The organism is Mycolicibacterium vulneris (genome assembly GCF_002104765.1).
GTDB classification, from domain to species: Bacteria; Actinomycetota; Actinomycetes; order Mycobacteriales; family Mycobacteriaceae; genus Mycobacterium; species Mycobacterium vulneris.
Genome location: NZ_NCXM01000007.1, coordinates 90,036 through 105,809, shown reverse-complemented (window position 1 = coordinate 105,809; position 15,774 = coordinate 90,036). Strand labels below are relative to the sequence as shown.

General features: G+C 68.5%; 16 protein-coding genes. 9 read left to right on the top strand and 7 right to left on the bottom strand.

The features are described 5' to 3' along the window. Positions 1-13: 13 nt before the first annotated feature. The gene (locus tag B8W69_RS08680; RefSeq protein ID WP_085289429.1) at positions 14-679 is read left to right on the top strand and encodes a DcsG N-terminal domain-containing protein; all 666 of its coding nucleotides are present in this window, start codon (positions 14-16) and stop codon (positions 677-679) included. Here the strand turns inward: B8W69_RS08680 and B8W69_RS08675 are convergent. The 4 genes from B8W69_RS08675 to mptB all read right to left on the bottom strand — a co-directional run bounded on the left by B8W69_RS08675 (position 629) and on the right by mptB (position 5,096). Further along, on the bottom strand, positions 629-1,582 hold the full coding sequence (locus tag B8W69_RS08675; RefSeq protein WP_085289428.1) for a COX15/CtaA family protein: 954 nt from the start codon (positions 1,580-1,582) through the stop codon (positions 629-631). The two genes, B8W69_RS08680 and B8W69_RS08675, sit on opposite strands and share 51 nt — an antisense overlap. 57 nt (positions 1,583-1,639) lie before the next feature. After that, a complete protein-coding gene (locus B8W69_RS08670) occupies positions 1,640-2,350 on the bottom strand; it encodes an ABC transporter permease (RefSeq protein ID WP_245843184.1) in 711 nt (236 codons plus the stop codon). 77 nt (positions 2,351-2,427) lie between these two features. Next, entirely contained in the window at positions 2,428-3,348 is a 921-nt protein-coding gene (locus tag B8W69_RS08665) for an ABC transporter ATP-binding protein (protein ID WP_085289522.1), read from the bottom strand. A 41-nt stretch (positions 3,349-3,389) separates the two neighbouring features. Further along, entirely contained in the window at positions 3,390-5,096 is a 1,707-nt protein-coding gene (gene mptB, locus B8W69_RS08660; RefSeq protein ID WP_085289426.1) for a polyprenol phosphomannose-dependent alpha 1,6 mannosyltransferase MptB, read from the bottom strand. 80 nt (positions 5,097-5,176) lie between these two features. On the opposite strand from mptB, the gene B8W69_RS08655 reads away from it, so the two are divergent. From B8W69_RS08655 to B8W69_RS08625, 7 genes are read left to right on the top strand one after another with little or no spacing between them, the layout of a single operon-like run. After that, on the top strand, positions 5,177-6,031 hold the full coding sequence (locus tag B8W69_RS08655) for a helix-turn-helix transcriptional regulator (RefSeq protein ID WP_110881870.1): 855 nt from the start codon (positions 5,177-5,179) through the stop codon (positions 6,029-6,031). Further along, positions 6,028-7,476: a Fe-S cluster assembly protein SufB gene (gene sufB / locus B8W69_RS08650; protein WP_085289424.1), complete on the top strand. Its 1,449-nt coding sequence runs from the start codon at positions 6,028-6,030 to the stop codon at positions 7,474-7,476. Before B8W69_RS08655 ends, sufB begins: the two co-directional genes overlap by 4 nt. Before the next feature lie 46 nt (positions 7,477-7,522). Beyond that, positions 7,523-8,722, top strand: coding sequence for a Fe-S cluster assembly protein SufD (gene sufD, locus B8W69_RS08645; protein ID WP_085289423.1), 1,200 nt, complete (start codon positions 7,523-7,525; stop codon positions 8,720-8,722). Then, positions 8,719-9,501, top strand: coding sequence for a Fe-S cluster assembly ATPase SufC (sufC, locus tag B8W69_RS08640; protein WP_085289422.1), 783 nt, complete (start codon positions 8,719-8,721; stop codon positions 9,499-9,501). The genes sufD and sufC overlap by 4 nt, the downstream gene beginning before the upstream one ends. Position 9,502: 1 nt before the next feature. Then, positions 9,503-10,765 (top strand): cysteine desulfurase, encoded by a 1,263-nt coding sequence (locus B8W69_RS08635; RefSeq protein WP_085289421.1) that lies wholly within the window; start codon positions 9,503-9,505, stop codon positions 10,763-10,765. After that, positions 10,762-11,262: a Fe-S cluster assembly sulfur transfer protein SufU gene (gene sufU, locus B8W69_RS08630; RefSeq protein WP_110881869.1), complete on the top strand. Its 501-nt coding sequence runs from the start codon at positions 10,762-10,764 to the stop codon at positions 11,260-11,262. Before B8W69_RS08635 ends, sufU begins: the two co-directional genes overlap by 4 nt. Continuing rightward, a complete protein-coding gene (locus B8W69_RS08625) occupies positions 11,237-11,584 on the top strand; it encodes a metal-sulfur cluster assembly factor (RefSeq protein ID WP_085289419.1) in 348 nt (115 codons plus the stop codon). Before sufU ends, B8W69_RS08625 begins: the two co-directional genes overlap by 26 nt. Positions 11,585-11,636: 52 nt before the next feature. On the opposite strand, the gene B8W69_RS08620 is transcribed toward B8W69_RS08625, so the two are convergent. The 3 genes from B8W69_RS08620 to B8W69_RS08605 form a co-directional block, all read right to left on the bottom strand. Beyond that, entirely contained in the window at positions 11,637-12,401 is a 765-nt protein-coding gene (locus B8W69_RS08620; RefSeq protein WP_085289521.1) for a DUF5666 domain-containing protein, read from the bottom strand. Between the two features lie 127 nt (positions 12,402-12,528). Next, a complete protein-coding gene (locus tag B8W69_RS08615) occupies positions 12,529-13,311 on the bottom strand; it encodes a DUF5666 domain-containing protein (protein WP_181447358.1) in 783 nt (260 codons plus the stop codon). 82 nt (positions 13,312-13,393) lie between these two features. Further along, positions 13,394-15,220 (bottom strand): acyl-CoA dehydrogenase, encoded by a 1,827-nt coding sequence (locus tag B8W69_RS08605; protein WP_085289416.1) that lies wholly within the window; start codon positions 15,218-15,220, stop codon positions 13,394-13,396. A 186-nt stretch (positions 15,221-15,406) separates the two neighbouring features. On the opposite strand from B8W69_RS08605, the gene trxA reads away from it, so the two are divergent. Continuing rightward, a complete protein-coding gene (gene trxA / locus B8W69_RS08600) occupies positions 15,407-15,760 on the top strand; it encodes a thioredoxin (RefSeq protein WP_085289415.1) in 354 nt (117 codons plus the stop codon). Positions 15,761-15,774 lie beyond the last annotated feature (14 nt).

Below are 15,774 nucleotides of genomic sequence, written 5' to 3'. Positions count from 1 at the left end.
ATCATGCCCGGGCATGAAACTCGCTCGTCCGGACGTCTTCCACCCCCACATCGTGCTGGCGGGGGCGGGCGACGGCGCGGGCGCGACGGCCGACGACGCCGGTCTGGTGGGCGCGCTGCGGCGGCGCGGCCTGCACGCGCGCTGGCTGTCCTGGGACGATCCGGACACCGCCGGAGCGGATCTGGTGATACTGCGGGCCGTCGGAAGCATCCGGGATCGGCGCGACGAATTCCTGGCCTGGACCCGGCGCGTCCGGCACCTGCTCAACCCGCCCGGCGCGGTGGGTTGGAACCTCGATGAGCGGTATTTGCGCGACCTCGAGCACGACGGGGTGCCGACGACCGATCCGGGCACGTCGCCCGACACGTCGCTCTTCTTCCTGGGCGGCGAGCGGTCGCACGCCTGGCCGGACGAGCCGGAATTCGAGTCGTGGGACCTCGGCCACGCCGCGCTCGCCGCGGCCGCCCAGCGCTCCGGCATCGCCGCCCGGGAGCTGCTCTGCGCGCGGGTCGACGTGGCCGGCGAACGGTTGGTGGGGCTCGACCTGGTCGCGCCGTCAATGGGCTGGCGCCGGCTGGACACCGCTGCCCGCGACCTCGCGCAGCACCGCTTCGCCCTGGCGGTGGAGTCAGCCTGCGAGCGGCTCGGGCTCGGCCCGCTCTCGCATCGACGCCCATAGCGCCGCGGTGGCCGCCGTGCACGCCGTGGCCCCGGCCACGTGCAGGGCGACCAGCACGGCGGGGACCCCGGTGTAGTACTGCGCGGTGCCGACGGCGGCCTGCGCGAACACCAGCACCAGCAGCACCGCGAGCCGCAGCAGCACAGGACGGGCGGCGCGCACCGCCAGCAGCCCGAAGCCCAGCCCCACCAGCAGCGCGAGGTAGGCGATCAGCAGCGACGAGTGCATATGCACCAGGGTGTCGACCTCGACATTCAGCCGCGGCACCGTCCGGGTGGGGCTGCGATCACCCGCGTGCGGGCCGGCGGCCGTCACCAGCGTGCCGGTGACCAGCACCGCGGCCAGGTCCAGGCCGGCCAGCGCGGTCAGCGCGCGCAGCGGCCTGACCACTCGCTCGCGGACCACACCGTCGTCGGGCTCGCCGACCTTCACGTAGAGCAGCACCGACAGCCACACCATGGTCATCGACGTCAGCAGGTGGATGGCGACCGTCCACCACAGCAGCCCGGTGCGCACGGTGATGCCGCCGATCACCGCCTGCACGACGGTGGATACCGGCATCAACCAGGCGTAGACCAGCACCTCGCGGCGTCGCCGCGCCCGGGTCACGGCCAGCACGGCCAGCGCCGCGGTGATCACCACGGCGAAAGTGACCATCCGATTGCCGAATTCGACGGCCTGGTGGATGCGCGGCACCTCGGCGTGGGCCACCGGAACGAAGCTGCCCGGAAAGCACTGCGGCCAGGTGGGGCAACCCAGCCCCGAGGCGGTGACCCGCACGATCGCGCCCGTGATGGCGATGCCGCCCTGGGTGAGGATGACGGCCGCGGCGATCAGGCGCTGCACCCCCACGCTGGGGGTGGGGAGCAGGTCCACCACGCGCAACAGCATCCGTCCAACCACGGCCCGATCCTAAGGCACCAAAACTACGACCTGTAGTACGGCCGGTCGCGCGGGGGGTCAGGTGAAGCGGAACCAGCGCAGCGCGCTCAGCGCGCCCGCCGCGCCCCACGCCACCAGGACGATTACGCCGAACCAGTCCACCGACATGGTCATCGCCTGCGAGAGCGCCTCGGTGAGCGCGCCGGACGGGGTCAGCCGGGCCGCGAGTTTGACCGCCGCCGGGGTGATCCCGGTTTCCAGGGTCAGCGCGCCCAACCCGGCGAAGACGAACCACAACAGGTTGGCGAGCGCGAGCACGATCTCGGCGCGGAGCGTCCCGCCGAGCAGCAGCCCGAGCGCCGCGAACACCACGGTGCCCAGCGCGATGACCGCCGCGCCCAGCGCCAGCGCCGTCGGCGCCGGCCGCCAGCCGAGCGCAAAACCGATGGCGCCCAACAGGATTGCTTGCAGGAACACCACGGTGACCACAGCCAGGGACTTGCCCGCGATGATGCCCCACACCGGAAGCGGGGTGGCGCCGAGCCGCTTGAGCGCGCCGTAGCGCCGATCGAAGGCGACCGCGATCGCCTGCCCGGTGAACGCCGTCGAGATCACCGCCAGCGCCATGATGACCGGGGTGAAGGTCGCCGCGCGGTGCTGGCCGAACGAACCGAGCGGCAGCAGCGTGAGGCCGACCAGCAGCGTGATCGGGATGAACATGGTCAGCAGCAGCTGTTCGCCGTTGCGCAGCAGCAGCTTGAGCTCCAAACCGAATTGCGCCGCAAGCATTTTCGGCACCGCGCTGGGCCGCGGATCGGGAGCGAAGGTGCCCGCGGGGAACAGGTTCGATTGAGTCTCGTTGTCCGTCAAGGCCGTAACTTCCTGCCGGTGAGGTCGAGGAACACATCTTCGAGGCTGCGTTGCTCGACGCGCATGTCGGTGGCCAGCACGTCGATCCGCGCGCACCAGGACGTGACGGTGGCCAGCACCTGGGGGTCGACGTGCCCCTCGACCAGGTACTCGCCCGGCGTCACCTCGGTGGCCTTGTAGTCCTCCGGCAGGGCGGCGGACAGCAACGACAGATCGAGGCGCGGCGGTGCGCTGAACCGCAACTGGTCCTTGGCCCCGCTGCGCATCAGCTCCGCGGGCGTGCCGGAGGCCACCGTCGCCCCGTGGTCGATGATCACCAGCCGGTCGGCGAGCTCCTCGGCCTCCTTGAGCTGGTGGGTGGTCAGCACCACCGTCACGCCGTCGCGGCGCAGCGCGTCGATCAGTTCCCAGACCAGCAGCCGGGCGTGGGCGTCCATGCCCGCGGTGGGCTCGTCGAGGAACACCAGTTCGGGACGACCCACCAACGCGCACGCCAGCGCCAGCCGCTGCTGCTGGCCGCCGGAGAGCCGCCGGTAGGTGGTGCGGGCGGCGTCGGTGAGGCCCAGCGTGTCCAGCAGCCAGGCCGGGTCCAGCGGGTCGGCGGCGTAGGCGGCCACCAGGTTGAGCATCTCGCCGGCCCGGGCCGCGGGGTAGCCGCCGCCGCCCTGCAGCATCACCCCGATCCGCGCCCGGAGCTGCGCGTTGTCGGCGATCGGGTCCAGGCCGAGCACCTCGATGGTGCCGGCGTCCGGACGGACGAAGCCCTCGCACATCTCGACCGTCGTCGTCTTGCCGGCGCCGTTGGGACCGAGCAGGGCCAGTACCTCGGCGGCGTAGACCTCGAGATCGAGATTGGAGACGGCCTCGACGGCCGTCGCGCCGGATCCGTATTTCTTGGTGACCCCGCGCAGCAGCACCACTGCGTCAGGGGATTCGCGCGATTCTGGAAAGGCCGAGCTCACGTGGAATCAGCGTAGGCGTCATGTGCCGGCGCCGGGCGGGGGGTCGGCGGAGTCGGCGGCGTTGCCGCCGTGTCGTTGGCCGGTTCGCCGTTGGATTCGGTGTCCTGGCCGGGCGGGCGGCGCCACGGCAGGCGCCTGTAGGTCAACGCGATGAGCGCGAGGACGATGACGGTGCTGGCCAGGGTCGCGTCGATGATCTGGAACAGCGCGAACCGGTCGCCGTTGGCCGTCGGGCCGAAGATCCCGACGACCAGGCTGATGACGATGGCCGCCACCCGGAAGCCGGTCCGCGTCGCCCAGGCGGCCAGCGGGATGACGGCCCAGAGCAGATACCAGGGCTGCACGACCGGGAACAGCAGCACCGTGATGCCCAGCGCGACGCCCAGCCCGCCGATCGGGTGCAGCCGGCCGCGGAAGACGGCCAGCAGCAACCAGGCCACCATGACCGTGATGATCAGCACGCCGATCGCACGGGTCAGCCCCAGCACCGCGGTGGTGTGATCGCCCAGGCCCAGCAGGATGCCGACCTGCCCGGTGCCGAGCGCCAGCAGCGTCGGGGGCGACATCCAGCTGCGCACCACGTTGGCGGTGCCCAGCGTGTAGATCCAGCCGAATCCCAGGCCGCTGGCCCAGCCCACCAGCGCCATCACCGCCAGCGACAACGCCGCCATGCCGCCGCCCGTCAGCAACAGGGCGCGCACGGTGCCCCCGCAGCGGTAGGCCAGCGCCATCGTGACGAAGCCCAGCGCCAGCAGCGACGGCAGCTTCACCTGCGACGACAATACGATCAGCACCGAACCGGTGACCAGCATCCCCAGCGGTTCCCAGTCCGGACCCAACCGCTTCCACGACGCCGGCAGCAACCGTGGTGCGTTGATGCCGCGCAGCGCGAATTCGGCCCCGGCCAGCATCAGGCCCAGCATCAGCGCCTCGTTGTGCACGCCGGCCACCAGATGCATGATCAGCAGCGGGTTGGCCGCCCCCAGCCACAGCGCGCTGACCTCGGCGACGCCGCAGCGCCGGGCCAGCCGCGGGGTCGCCCACACGATCAGGCCCACGCCCAGCAACTCCACCAGCCGGTGGCACAGCACGGCGGCGACGATGTTCTCCCCGGTGATCGCGGAGATGCCGCGCCCGATCCATAAGAACAGCGGCCCATAGGGCGCGGGCGTCTCGCGCCACAGCGTCGGCACCGACAGCGTGAAGATGTGGGACAGGCCCAGGCCCGACGCCGGGCCCACCCGGTAGGGGTCCAGACCCTCCAACGAGATCTGGCTCTGCGCCAGATAGGAGTAGACGTCCTTGCTGTACATCGGCGGGGCGATCAACAGCGGCAACACCCACAGCAGCAGGGTGCGGTCCAGGTCGCCGCGCGACATCCGCCGGTTTCCCAGGGCGAACCGGCCGAGCATCAACCAGGCCAGCGCCATCATCACCGCACCGGTGGTCGTCATGGTCAACGACACGGTCTGGATGCGCGACGGCAGGTTGAGTAGCCGCACGCCGAACGTCGGGTCCTGCACGACGGGCCGGGCGCCCGCGCCGAGCGCGCCGATCGCCATCACCACCGTGCCGGCCGCGCCGAACAGGCGGGTGCGGCGCAGCGCGGTGAGCTCGGTATCGTTCAGCGGCGAACCCACCGCTTGCTCGTCGCCGTGCAGACTCGCGATCGATGAGCTCAGCGTGTGGTGGCGGGCTGCCATCAGAGCAGCGTAACCGCCGGACGGGCGGCGTCACTGCGGCGCGGTGGCTGTGAGCAGCGCAACGCCAGGACAGGGGACCCTTGCTAGACCGATCCCCGGAATTGCGTCACACTGGTGTTGTGAAAATCCGAACCAGCCCCGATGGGCCCGCTGACGCCATTACCGGCGCGGTGGACGTCGGCGCGCCGGTAGCGGATGGTCACACCCGCCGCGCAATCGTGCGCCTGCTGCTGGAATCCGGATCGATCACCGCCGGCGAGATCGGTGACCGGCTGGGCCTGGCGGCTGCCGGCGTGCGACGCCACCTCGACGCCCTGATCGAGGCCGGTGACGCCGAGTCCACCGCGGCCGCGGCGTGGCAACAGGTGGGACGCGGGCGTCCCGCGAAGCGCTATCGGCTGACCGCGGCCGGGCGGGCGAAGCTCGACCACGCCTACGACGACCTGGCGGCGGCGGCCATGCGGCAACTCCGCGAGATCGGTGGTGAAGAGGCGGTGCAGGCCTTCGCCCGGCAGCGCATCGACACCATCCTGGCCGACGTTCCCGCTGCCGACAGCGCGGCGGACACCGACGTCGAGGCGGCGGCCGACCGGATCGCCACCGCGCTGACCAAGGCCGGTTACGTCACCACCACAACGCAGGTCGGCGGCCCGATCCACGGCGTGCAGATCTGCCAGCACCACTGCCCGGTGTCGCACGTCGCCGAGGAATTCCCCGAGCTGTGCGACGCCGAACAGCAGGCCATGGCCGAGGTGCTGGGCACCCACGTCCAGCGGTTGGCGACCATCGTCAACGGCGACTGCGCCTGCACCACGCACGTACCCCTGACTCAGGCGCCCAGCCCGCGCCACGCCGGCGACGATGCAGAGCGCGGCGATGAGCAGGAGCGGCGCCATATGACCGACACCACGAGCACCAAAGGAGCGTCTCGATGACACTCACACCCGAGGCCAGCAAGACGGCTACCGCGCCGCTGACTCAGGAAGAGGCGATCGCCTCCCTGGGCCGGTACGGCTATGGCTGGTCGGACTCCGACGTCGCGGGGGCCAGCGCCCAGCGTGGCCTGTCCGAAGCCGTCGTTCGCGACATCTCTGCGAAGAAGAACGAGCCCGACTGGATGCTGCAGACGCGGTTGAAGGCGCTGCGCATCTTCGACCGCAAGCCGATGCCGGGGTGGGGCTCGAACCTGGAGGGCATCGACTTCGACAACATCAAGTACTTCGTGCGTTCCAGCGAGAAGCAGGCAGCGACGTGGGACGACCTGCCCGAGGACATCCGTAACACCTATGACCGGCTGGGCATCCCGGAAGCCGAGAAGCAGCGGCTGGTCTCCGGCGTCGCGGCCCAGTACGAGTCGGAGGTCGTCTACCACTCCATCCGTGAAGATCTGGAAAAGCAGGGCGTCATCTTCCAGGACACCGACACGGCGTTGCGCGAACACCCCGAGATCTTCAAGGAGTACTTCGGCACCGTGATCCCGGCCGGGGACAACAAGTTCTCCGCGCTGAATACCGCGGTGTGGAGCGGCGGCTCGTTCATCTACGTCCCGAAGGGTGTGCACGTCGACATCCCGCTGCAGGCCTACTTCCGGATCAACACCGAGAACATGGGTCAGTTCGAGCGGACGCTGATCATCGCCGACGAGGGCTCCTACGTGCACTACGTCGAGGGCTGCACCGCGCCGATCTACAAGTCGGATTCGCTGCACTCGGCGGTGGTCGAAATCATCGTGAAACCCCATGCGCGCGTTCGCTACACGACGATTCAGAACTGGTCGGGCAACGTCTACAACCTGGTCACCAAGCGGGCCCGCGCCGAGGCCGGCGCCACCATGGAGTGGATCGACGGCAACATCGGGTCGAAGGTCACCATGAAGTACCCGGCGGTCTGGATGACCGGCGAGCACGCCAAGGGCGAGGTGCTCTCGGTCGCCTTCGCCGGCGAAGACCAGCACCAGGACACCGGCGCGAAGATGCTGCACCTGGCACCGAACACGTCGAGCAACATCGTGTCCAAGTCCGTGGCTCGCGGCGGCGGCCGCACCTCCTACCGCGGCCTGGTGCAGGTGAACAAGGGCGCGCACGGATCGCGCTCCAGCGTGAAATGTGATGCGCTGCTGGTCGATACGATCAGCCGCAGCGACACCTACCCCTACGTCGACATCCGCGAGGACGACGTCACCATGGGCCACGAGGCCACCGTGTCGAAGGTCAGCGAGAACCAGCTGTTCTACCTGATGAGCCGCGGCCTGACCGAGGACGAGGCGATGGCCATGGTGGTGCGCGGCTTCGTCGAGCCGATCGCCAAAGAGCTGCCGATGGAGTACGCGCTGGAGCTCAACCGGCTGATCGAGTTGCAGATGGAGGGCGCTGTCGGATGACCCGCGCCGGCAACGATGCAGAGCGAAGCGATGAGGAGCGGCGCTGATGACCGCGGACAATCTGACTTCGGCCGTCGAGGGGAGTTCGCTTACCGCATTGAATAAGGGGGAGTTGTTCTCCTCGTTCGATGTGGACGCGTTCGAGGTCCCGCACGGCCGCGACGAAATCTGGCGGTTCACCCCGCTGCGCCGGCTGCGTGGCCTGCACGACGGGTCGGCGCGCGCCACCGGCAAGGCCGGAATCAGCGTCAACGAGCAGCCCGGCCTGCGGGTCGAGACCGTCTCCCGCGGTGACGAGCGGCTCGGCCAGGGCGGTGTACCGACCGACCGTGTTGCCGCGCAAGCGTTTTCGTCGTTCAACTCCGCGACCGTGCTCACCGTCGAGCGTGACACCCGCATCGCCGAGCCGATCGGTGTCACCGTCACCGGCCCTGGCGAGGGAGCGGTGGCCTACGGGCACCTGCAGATCCGGGTCTCCGAGCTGGCCGAGGCCGTCGTCGTCATCGACCACCGGGGCAGCGGAACGCTGGCCGACAATGTCGAATTCGTCGTCGACGATGCCGCCCGGCTCACCGTGGTGTGGCTGGCCGACTGGGCCGACGACGCCGTGCACGTCAGCATGCAGCACGCCAAGCTGGGCAAGGACGCGGTGCTGCGCCACGTCGCCGTCACGCTCGGCGGCGAGGTGGTCCGGATGACGGCCAACGTGCGGTACCTGGGCCCCGGCGGCGACGCCGAGCTGCTCGGGCTGTACTTCGCCGACGACGGGCAGCACCTGGAGTCGCGGCTGCTGGTGGATCACGCCCAGCCCGACTGCAAGTCGAACGTGCTGTACAAGGGTGCGCTGCAAGGTGATCCGGACTCCTCGCTGCCCGACGCGCACACGGTCTGGATCGGCGACGTGCTGATCCGCGCCGACGCCGCCGGCACCGACACCTTCGAGGTGAACCGCAACCTGGTGCTCACCGACGGCGCGCGCGCCGACTCGGTGCCCAACCTGGAGATCGAGACGGGCGAGATCGTCGGCGCCGGGCACGCCAGTGCCACCGGGCGTTTCGACGACGAGCAACTGTTTTACCTACGCTCCCGCGGCATCCCCGAGGAGCAGGCGCGCCGCCTGGTCATCCGCGGCTTCTTCGCCGAAATCATCTCCAAGATCGCGGTGCCCGAAATACGGGAACGCCTGACCGCAGCCATCGAACACGAATTGGCCTTAACGGAAAAGACGGAAACAACAGCCTCATGACCACTCTGGAAATCAAAGATCTGCACGTCAGCGTCGTCAACCCGAACGCCGCCGAGTCCGAGCGGGAGATCCCCATCCTCAATGGCGTCGACCTGACGGTGAAGTCCGGTGAGACACACGCCTTGATGGGCCCCAACGGGTCGGGCAAGTCGACGCTGTCCTACGCCATCGCCGGTCACCCCAAGTACACGGTGACCTCGGGCTCCATCACGCTGGACGGCCAGGACGTGCTCGCGATGAGCATCGACGAGCGCGCGCGGGCCGGAATCTTCTTGGCCATGCAGTATCCCGTCGAGGTGCCCGGCGTCTCGGTGTCGAACTTCCTGCGCTCGGCGGCGACCGCCGTGCGGGGCGAGGCCCCGAAGCTGCGGCACTGGGTCAAAGAGGTCAAGGCGGCCATGGGCTCGCTGGAGATCGACCCGGCGTTCGCCGAGCGCAGCGTCAACGAGGGCTTCTCCGGCGGTGAGAAGAAGCGCCACGAGATCCTGCAGCTGGAACTGCTCAAGCCCAAGATCGCCATCCTCGACGAGACCGACTCCGGCCTCGACGTCGACGCACTGCGGGTGGTCAGCGAGGGCGTCAACCGCTATGCCGAGACCGAGCACGGTGGCATCTTGCTGATCACGCACTACACCCGCATCCTGCGCTACATCCGCCCCGAATACGTGCACGTGTTCGTCGGCGGCCGGATCGCCGAATCCGGCGGTCCTGAGCTCGCCGACGAACTCGAGCAGAACGGCTACGTCCGCTTCACCCAAGCGGCGGCAACCGGGGCCTGACATGGCTACACCTTCGGCGGCCGTCTCACCCCTGGATGTCGCGGCCATCCGTGCCGATTTCCCCATCCTCAAGCGCGTCATGCGCAGCGGAAAGCCGTTGGCGTACCTGGATTCCGGCGCCACGTCACAGCGGCCGCTGCAGGTGCTCGACGCCGAGCGGGAATTTCTGCTGACGTCCAACGGCGCCGTGCACCGCGGTGCGCACCAGCTGATGGAAGAGGCCACCGATGCCTACGAGCAGGGCCGTGCCGACGTCGCGGCCTTCGTGGGCGCCGACACCGACGAGCTGGTTTTCACCAAGAACGCCACCGAGGCGCTCAACCTGGTGTCATATGTGCTGGGGGACAAGCGTTTCGACCGTGCCGTCGGCCCCGGCGATGTCATCGTCACCACCGAGCTCGAGCACCACGCCAATTTGGTTCCCTGGCAGGAGCTCGCCCGGCGCACCGGGGCGACCCTGCACTGGTACGGCGTCACCGACGACGGCCGCATCGACCTCGACTCGCTGCAGCTCGACGAACGCGTCAAAGTCGTCGCCTTCACCCATCATTCGAACGTCACCGGCGCGGTGGCCCCGGTGGCCGAGCTGGTCGGCCGCGCCCGGGCCGTGGGCGCGCTCACCGTGCTCGACGCCTGCCAGTCGGTGCCACACCAGCCCGTCGACTTCCACGCCCTCGACGTGGACTTCGCCGCGTTCTCGGGACATAAGATGCTGGGCCCCAACGGCATCGGCGTTCTCTACGGCCGGCGCGAGCTGCTGTCTGCCCTGCCGCCGTTCCTGACCGGCGGCTCGATGATCGAGGCCGTGACCATGGAATCGTCCACCTATGCGGCGGTGCCGCAGCGGTTCGAGGCCGGCACCCCGATGACGTCACAGGTGGTCGGATTGGGCGCGGCCACGCGCTATCTCGGCGCCCTCGGCATGGAAGCCGTGCAGGCCCACGAGCACCAGCTGGTCGCCGCGGCCATCGACGGCCTGTCCGGCATCGACGCCGTGCGCATCGTCGGGCCGGTGTCGATGGAGAACCGCGCCTCGCCGGTGTCGTTCGTGGTCGACGGCGTGCACGCCCACGACGTCGGGCAGGTGCTCGACGACGAGGGCGTCGCGGTGCGGGTGGGGCACCACTGCGCCATGCCGCTGCATCGCCGGTTCGGCCTGGCGGCCACCGCTCGGGCATCCTTCGGGGTGTACAACACCGCCGAGGAGGTCGAGCGCTTGGTGGCGGGTGTGCGCCGCGCTCTGGATTTCTTTGGGAGAGGCTGACATTGCGTCTCGAGCAGATGTATCAGGACGTGATCCTGGATCACTACAAGCACCCGCAGCACCGGGGGCTGCGGGAGCCGTTCGGCGCCGAGGTGTTTCACGTCAACCCCGTCTGCGGTGACGAGGTCACCCTGCGGGTGGCGCTGTCCGAGGACGGCGAGACCGTCGCCGACGTGTCCTATGACGGGCAGGGCTGCTCCATCAGCCAGGCCGCGACCTCGGTGCTCACCCAGCAGGTGATCGGTCAAAGCGTCGGCGAGGCGCTCAAGACCATCACCGCGTTCACCGAGATGGTGTCCTCGCGCGGCACCGTCGAGGGTGACGAGGACGTGCTGGGCGACGGGATCGCGTTTGCCGGGGTGGCCAAATACCCGGCGCGGGTGAAATGCGCGCTATTGGGCTGGATGGCGTTCAAAGATGCTCTGGCCAAAGCGTGTTCGGACCAGGAAGCAGACTTCGAGGAGGTCACAGATGAGCGAAACCACCGCGCAGGGTGAAGAATTCCTTGCCGACCTCGAGGAGGCGATGCGTGACGTCGTCGACCCCGAACTCGGCATCAACGTCGTCGATCTGGGACTCGTCTACGGGCTGAACGTCGAAGACGGCGACGAGGGAACGGTCGCCCTGATCGACATGACGCTGACCTCGGCCGCCTGCCCGCTGACCGACGTCATCGAAGATCAGTCCCGCAGCGCGCTGGTGGGCGCCGGTCTGGTCGACGACCTGCGGATCAACTGGGTGTGGAACCCGCCGTGGGGTCCGGACAAGATCACCGAGGACGGCCGCGAGCAGCTGCGCGCCCTCGGTTTCACCGTCTGAGTCCGGCTTTTCGGCCTTTTAGCGCTTTGGCGCGCTGCGGCTTCCCGCGTCCCTAGAGGTGGATGTGCGGGAGGTGCGGCAGGTGCAGGTGCGGGTGCGGGCGCCCCATGGGTGGGCACGCCTCCACACTGATCATCGTCGCGTGCAGGGCCCCACCGTCTTGAGTGCCTTGGGCCCCAATGCATTTACCGTTCGTGATCGCCTCGGTGTCCGACGGCGTCTGCCGCTGGTATGAGGTCGAGTCGGCGACGGTCACGTTGGTAGCCGCGCCCTGGCCGCCGGGGCCCAGGCCGGTGACGGCGATCGTGTTGCCCGTCACCGAGGCCACGGTGCCGTAGAAGCCGGCCGGCGGCGGGCACTTACCGTCCGCGGACTGCGTGACCGTCACGGCCTGCGCGGTGATCGGGCCGGGAGGCGGCCCGCCGGGAGCTGGAGCCCCGGAGGGCGGTGCGCTCTGCGGGGTGGCTTTGACATTCACGCAACTGCCGGGCGTCACATCGGTCAGCTTCGCCGGGGTGACGTCCATGACCCTGGTCTGCGGTGTGTAGTCCACCGTCGCCGAGCCGGATCGCGTACGAAGCCCGATCGTGCCGTTCGAATTCGACTGCACCATGCCCTCGACATAGTCCTTGCCGACCGGAGGTGGCGCGGGCGCCGGCGGCGGTGCGGCGCGGGGGGCTGCGCTGGGCGGGACCGCCGTGACGGCCGGCGGGGCGCTGCTGGTCGACGTGTCGTGCGAGGGGCCGCACATGGCGACACACAGCGCGACGAAAGCCACAACGACGCCGAGCGCGATCTGCGTCCGCCGGGTTTTCAGCGATATGGCTGGCACAGAACTCATCTCCGATCAAACGTTTCGCCGCCCTGAGCACTTACTCCCGCCGGGCGCGGGTTCGCGCCGCGCCCGGCGGGAGTGACGGCATCTCAGGTGGCCCGAGCCAGAGTCAGTGCCCCTGGCCAGGCTCCTTGGGCTTGCCGCATTTGCCGTCGACGGCCGGTCGTAGGTTGATGCTCGTCGCTTGCAGCGCGCCGCCGTTGTCCTGAGTTCCGCGCGCGGACAGGCATTTGCCCGGCGTGATGGCGTCGGTGTTCGCGGACGACTGCTTGGTGTATTTGGTCTTGTCGTCGACCGTCACGGTCGTTTGCGTGGTATTGCCGCTGGGATCCGTGTTGGTCAGGTTGATGGTGTTGCCAGACACCGATGCCACCGAACCCCGGACCCAGGCCGGCTTCGCGGGCGCCTGCGACGGCGGCGTAGTGGTGGAAGCACCGGGTGAGTTCTGCGGCGGCTTGGGGCAGGCGCCGTTCACGGATTCGCTGATCTTCACCGACGCGGCGGTGACCGACTGCCCGGGCGCCGATTCCTTCGTCGGCTTCACACTGACGCAGCTGCCCGGGGTGACGTCGGGCAGGCCCGCCGGCACGGCCTCGGTGATCTTGGTGGTGGAGGTGAAGTTGACCGAGGCGGTCGCGTTGTCTTCTTTGGTGACCTGAATGGAGTTGCCCGCCACCGAGGCGATCAGGCCGCTGACCCGCGCTTCGGCGTTAGGGGTGGGCGACGTGGTTGTCGACGTGACGACGGACGTCGAGGTTGAGGTGGACGTGGACGTGGACGGGGGATTGGACTTGTTCGAAGAGCCGCAGGCGGACAGGGACAATGCGGTGGCCCCCGCGACGGCGAATACCGCAAAGCGAGTGAGCCGGGGCAGGTGACAGCTGGCAGAGATCAACGTTTTCTCCATTCGTCGGTTGAAGACAACGTCATGGTTTACCCGTTTAACCTGTGCCTAACCTGTGTATCTGCCGCGTTCAGAACGACTCTTCGGCCACCTTCATGATGTCGTCGTCGATGGCCTCGATGACGCCGCGCAGCGAGGTGAGCTTCGGCAGCATGTTTTTGGCGAAGAACCCCGCGGTCGCGATCTTGCCCCGATAGAAGGCTTCGTCATTCCCGGCGCCCTCGGCCAGCGCGCGCGCCGCGATGCCGGCCTGCACCAGCAACAGCCAGCCGATCAGCAGATCGCCGACCGCGAGCAGATAGCGCACCGAGCCCAGCCCCACCTTGTAGATCTCTTCTGCGTGTTGGGCCGCCGACATCAGATAGCCGGTCAGCGCGCCCGTCATCGCCGTGACATCGTCATACGCGGTCTGCACCAGCTGGGCAATGGGCTTGAGCGCCTCGTCGCAGTCGTCGATGGTCGCGGTGATCTGAGTCGTCAAGAACTGCAGGGCCTGGCCCCGGTCCCGCACGATCTTGCGGAAGAAGAAGTCGAGCGCCTGGATGGCGGTGGTGCCCTCGTAGAGCGAGTCGATCTTGGAATCGCGGATGTACTGCTCGAGTGGATAGTCCTGGAGAAACCCCGAACCACCCAGCGTCTGCAGCGACTCGGTCAGCACCTCATAGGCCCGCTCCGAGCTGACCCCCTTGACGATCGGCAGCAGCAGATCGTCGATGCGGTGCGCCATCTCGGGATCGGCACCCGAAACGCTTTGGGCCACAGCGTCATCCTGATGTGCGGCGGCGTACATGTACAGCGCGCGCAGCCCCTCCGCGTATGCCTTCTGGGTCATCAGGCTGCGGCGCACGTCGGGATGGTGGATGATCGTGACCCGCGGCGCGGTCTTGTCGGACATCTGCGTCAGGTCCGCACCCTGCACCCGCTCCTTGGCGAAGGCCAGCGCGTTCAGGTAACCGGTGGACAGCGTGCCGGCGGCTTTGACGCCAATCGTCATGCGCGCCTGCTCGATCACGGTGAACATCTGCGCGATGCCCCGGTGCACATCGCCGACCAGGTATCCGACGGCGGGCACATCCGTTGCGCCGAAAGTCAATTCGCACGTGGGGGAGGACTTGATGCCCATCTTGTGTTCCACCCCGGTGACGTAAACGCCGTTGCGGGGGCCGAGTTCGAAGGTGTCGGGGTCGAACAGGAAGTTGGGTACGTAGAACAGGCTCAGCCCCTTGGTGCCCGGTCCGGCGCCCTCCGGGCGGGCCAGCACCAGATGGAAGATGTTCTCGGCGGTATCGCCCACGTCGCCGCCGGAGATGAAGCGTTTCACGCCCTCGATGTGCCAGGTGCCGTCGGGTTGTTGGATGGCTTTGGCGCGGCCGGCGCCGACGTCGGAGCCCGCGTCGGGTTCGGTGAGCACCATGGTGGCCGCCCAGCCCCGCTCCACGCCCTGCGCGGCCCATTGCCGCTGCTGCTCGTTGCCCTCGACATACAACGCCTGAGACATGAACGGGCCCAGGCAAAAGAAGTTCGCCGACGGGTTGGCGCAGATGAGCATTTCGTTGACCGCCCACGCCAGCGGCGGCGGGGCGGGCATCCCGCCGATCTCTTCGGCCATGCCCAGCCGCCACCAGCCGGCCTCCTTGAGCGCCGCCACCGTCTTGGCCAACTCGTCGGGCACCGTGATTTTGTGCTCGGCCGGATCGAACACCGGCGGATTGCGGTCGGCGAAGGCGAAGGATTCGGCCACCGGACCTTCGGCGAGGCGAGCGGCTTCGGCCAATATCGTTTTGACCGTGTCCGCGTCGAGGTCGCTGTAGCCGCCGGTGCCCAAAACGGCGCCGACATCGAGCACTTCGAAAAGGTTGAACTCGATATCACGAACGTTTGCGATGTAGTGGCCCAACGCGATTCCTTCACTGGTCCTCGAGGCGGCGGATCGTCAGGCCCAGTCTGTCGGACGCGGGAAAACGTACGCAACCGTAACCAGCGCCGGTCCGGCAGGCGGTAGTTGCTCCGCGCGTCGACAGCCGGCTTCCGAAGTCCTGGTGTACCGGGGAACATCGGGTCGGCGCCGGGCGTTACGGCAAATGTGACAACACTTGATCTCACAGCTGAGAAGTTCAACGAAACCATCGAGGGCAACGACATCGTGCTCGTCGACTTCTGGGCGTCCTGGTGCGGCCCATGCCGCCAGTTCGGTCCCACTTTCCAGGCGTCGGCGGAGAAACACCCCGACATCGTGCACGCCAAAGTCGACACCGAGGCCGAACAACAGCTGGCCGCGGCGGCCCAGATCCGGTCCATCCCGACGCTGATGGCGTTCAAGAAGGGCAAACTGCTGTTCAACCAGCCCGGTGCCCTGCCGCCTGCCGCCCTGGAGGACCTGGTCCAGCAAGTTCGCGCCTTCGACGTCGAGGCCGCCGAGGCCGAGCAAGCCGAATAGGCCCGACGCCGCGC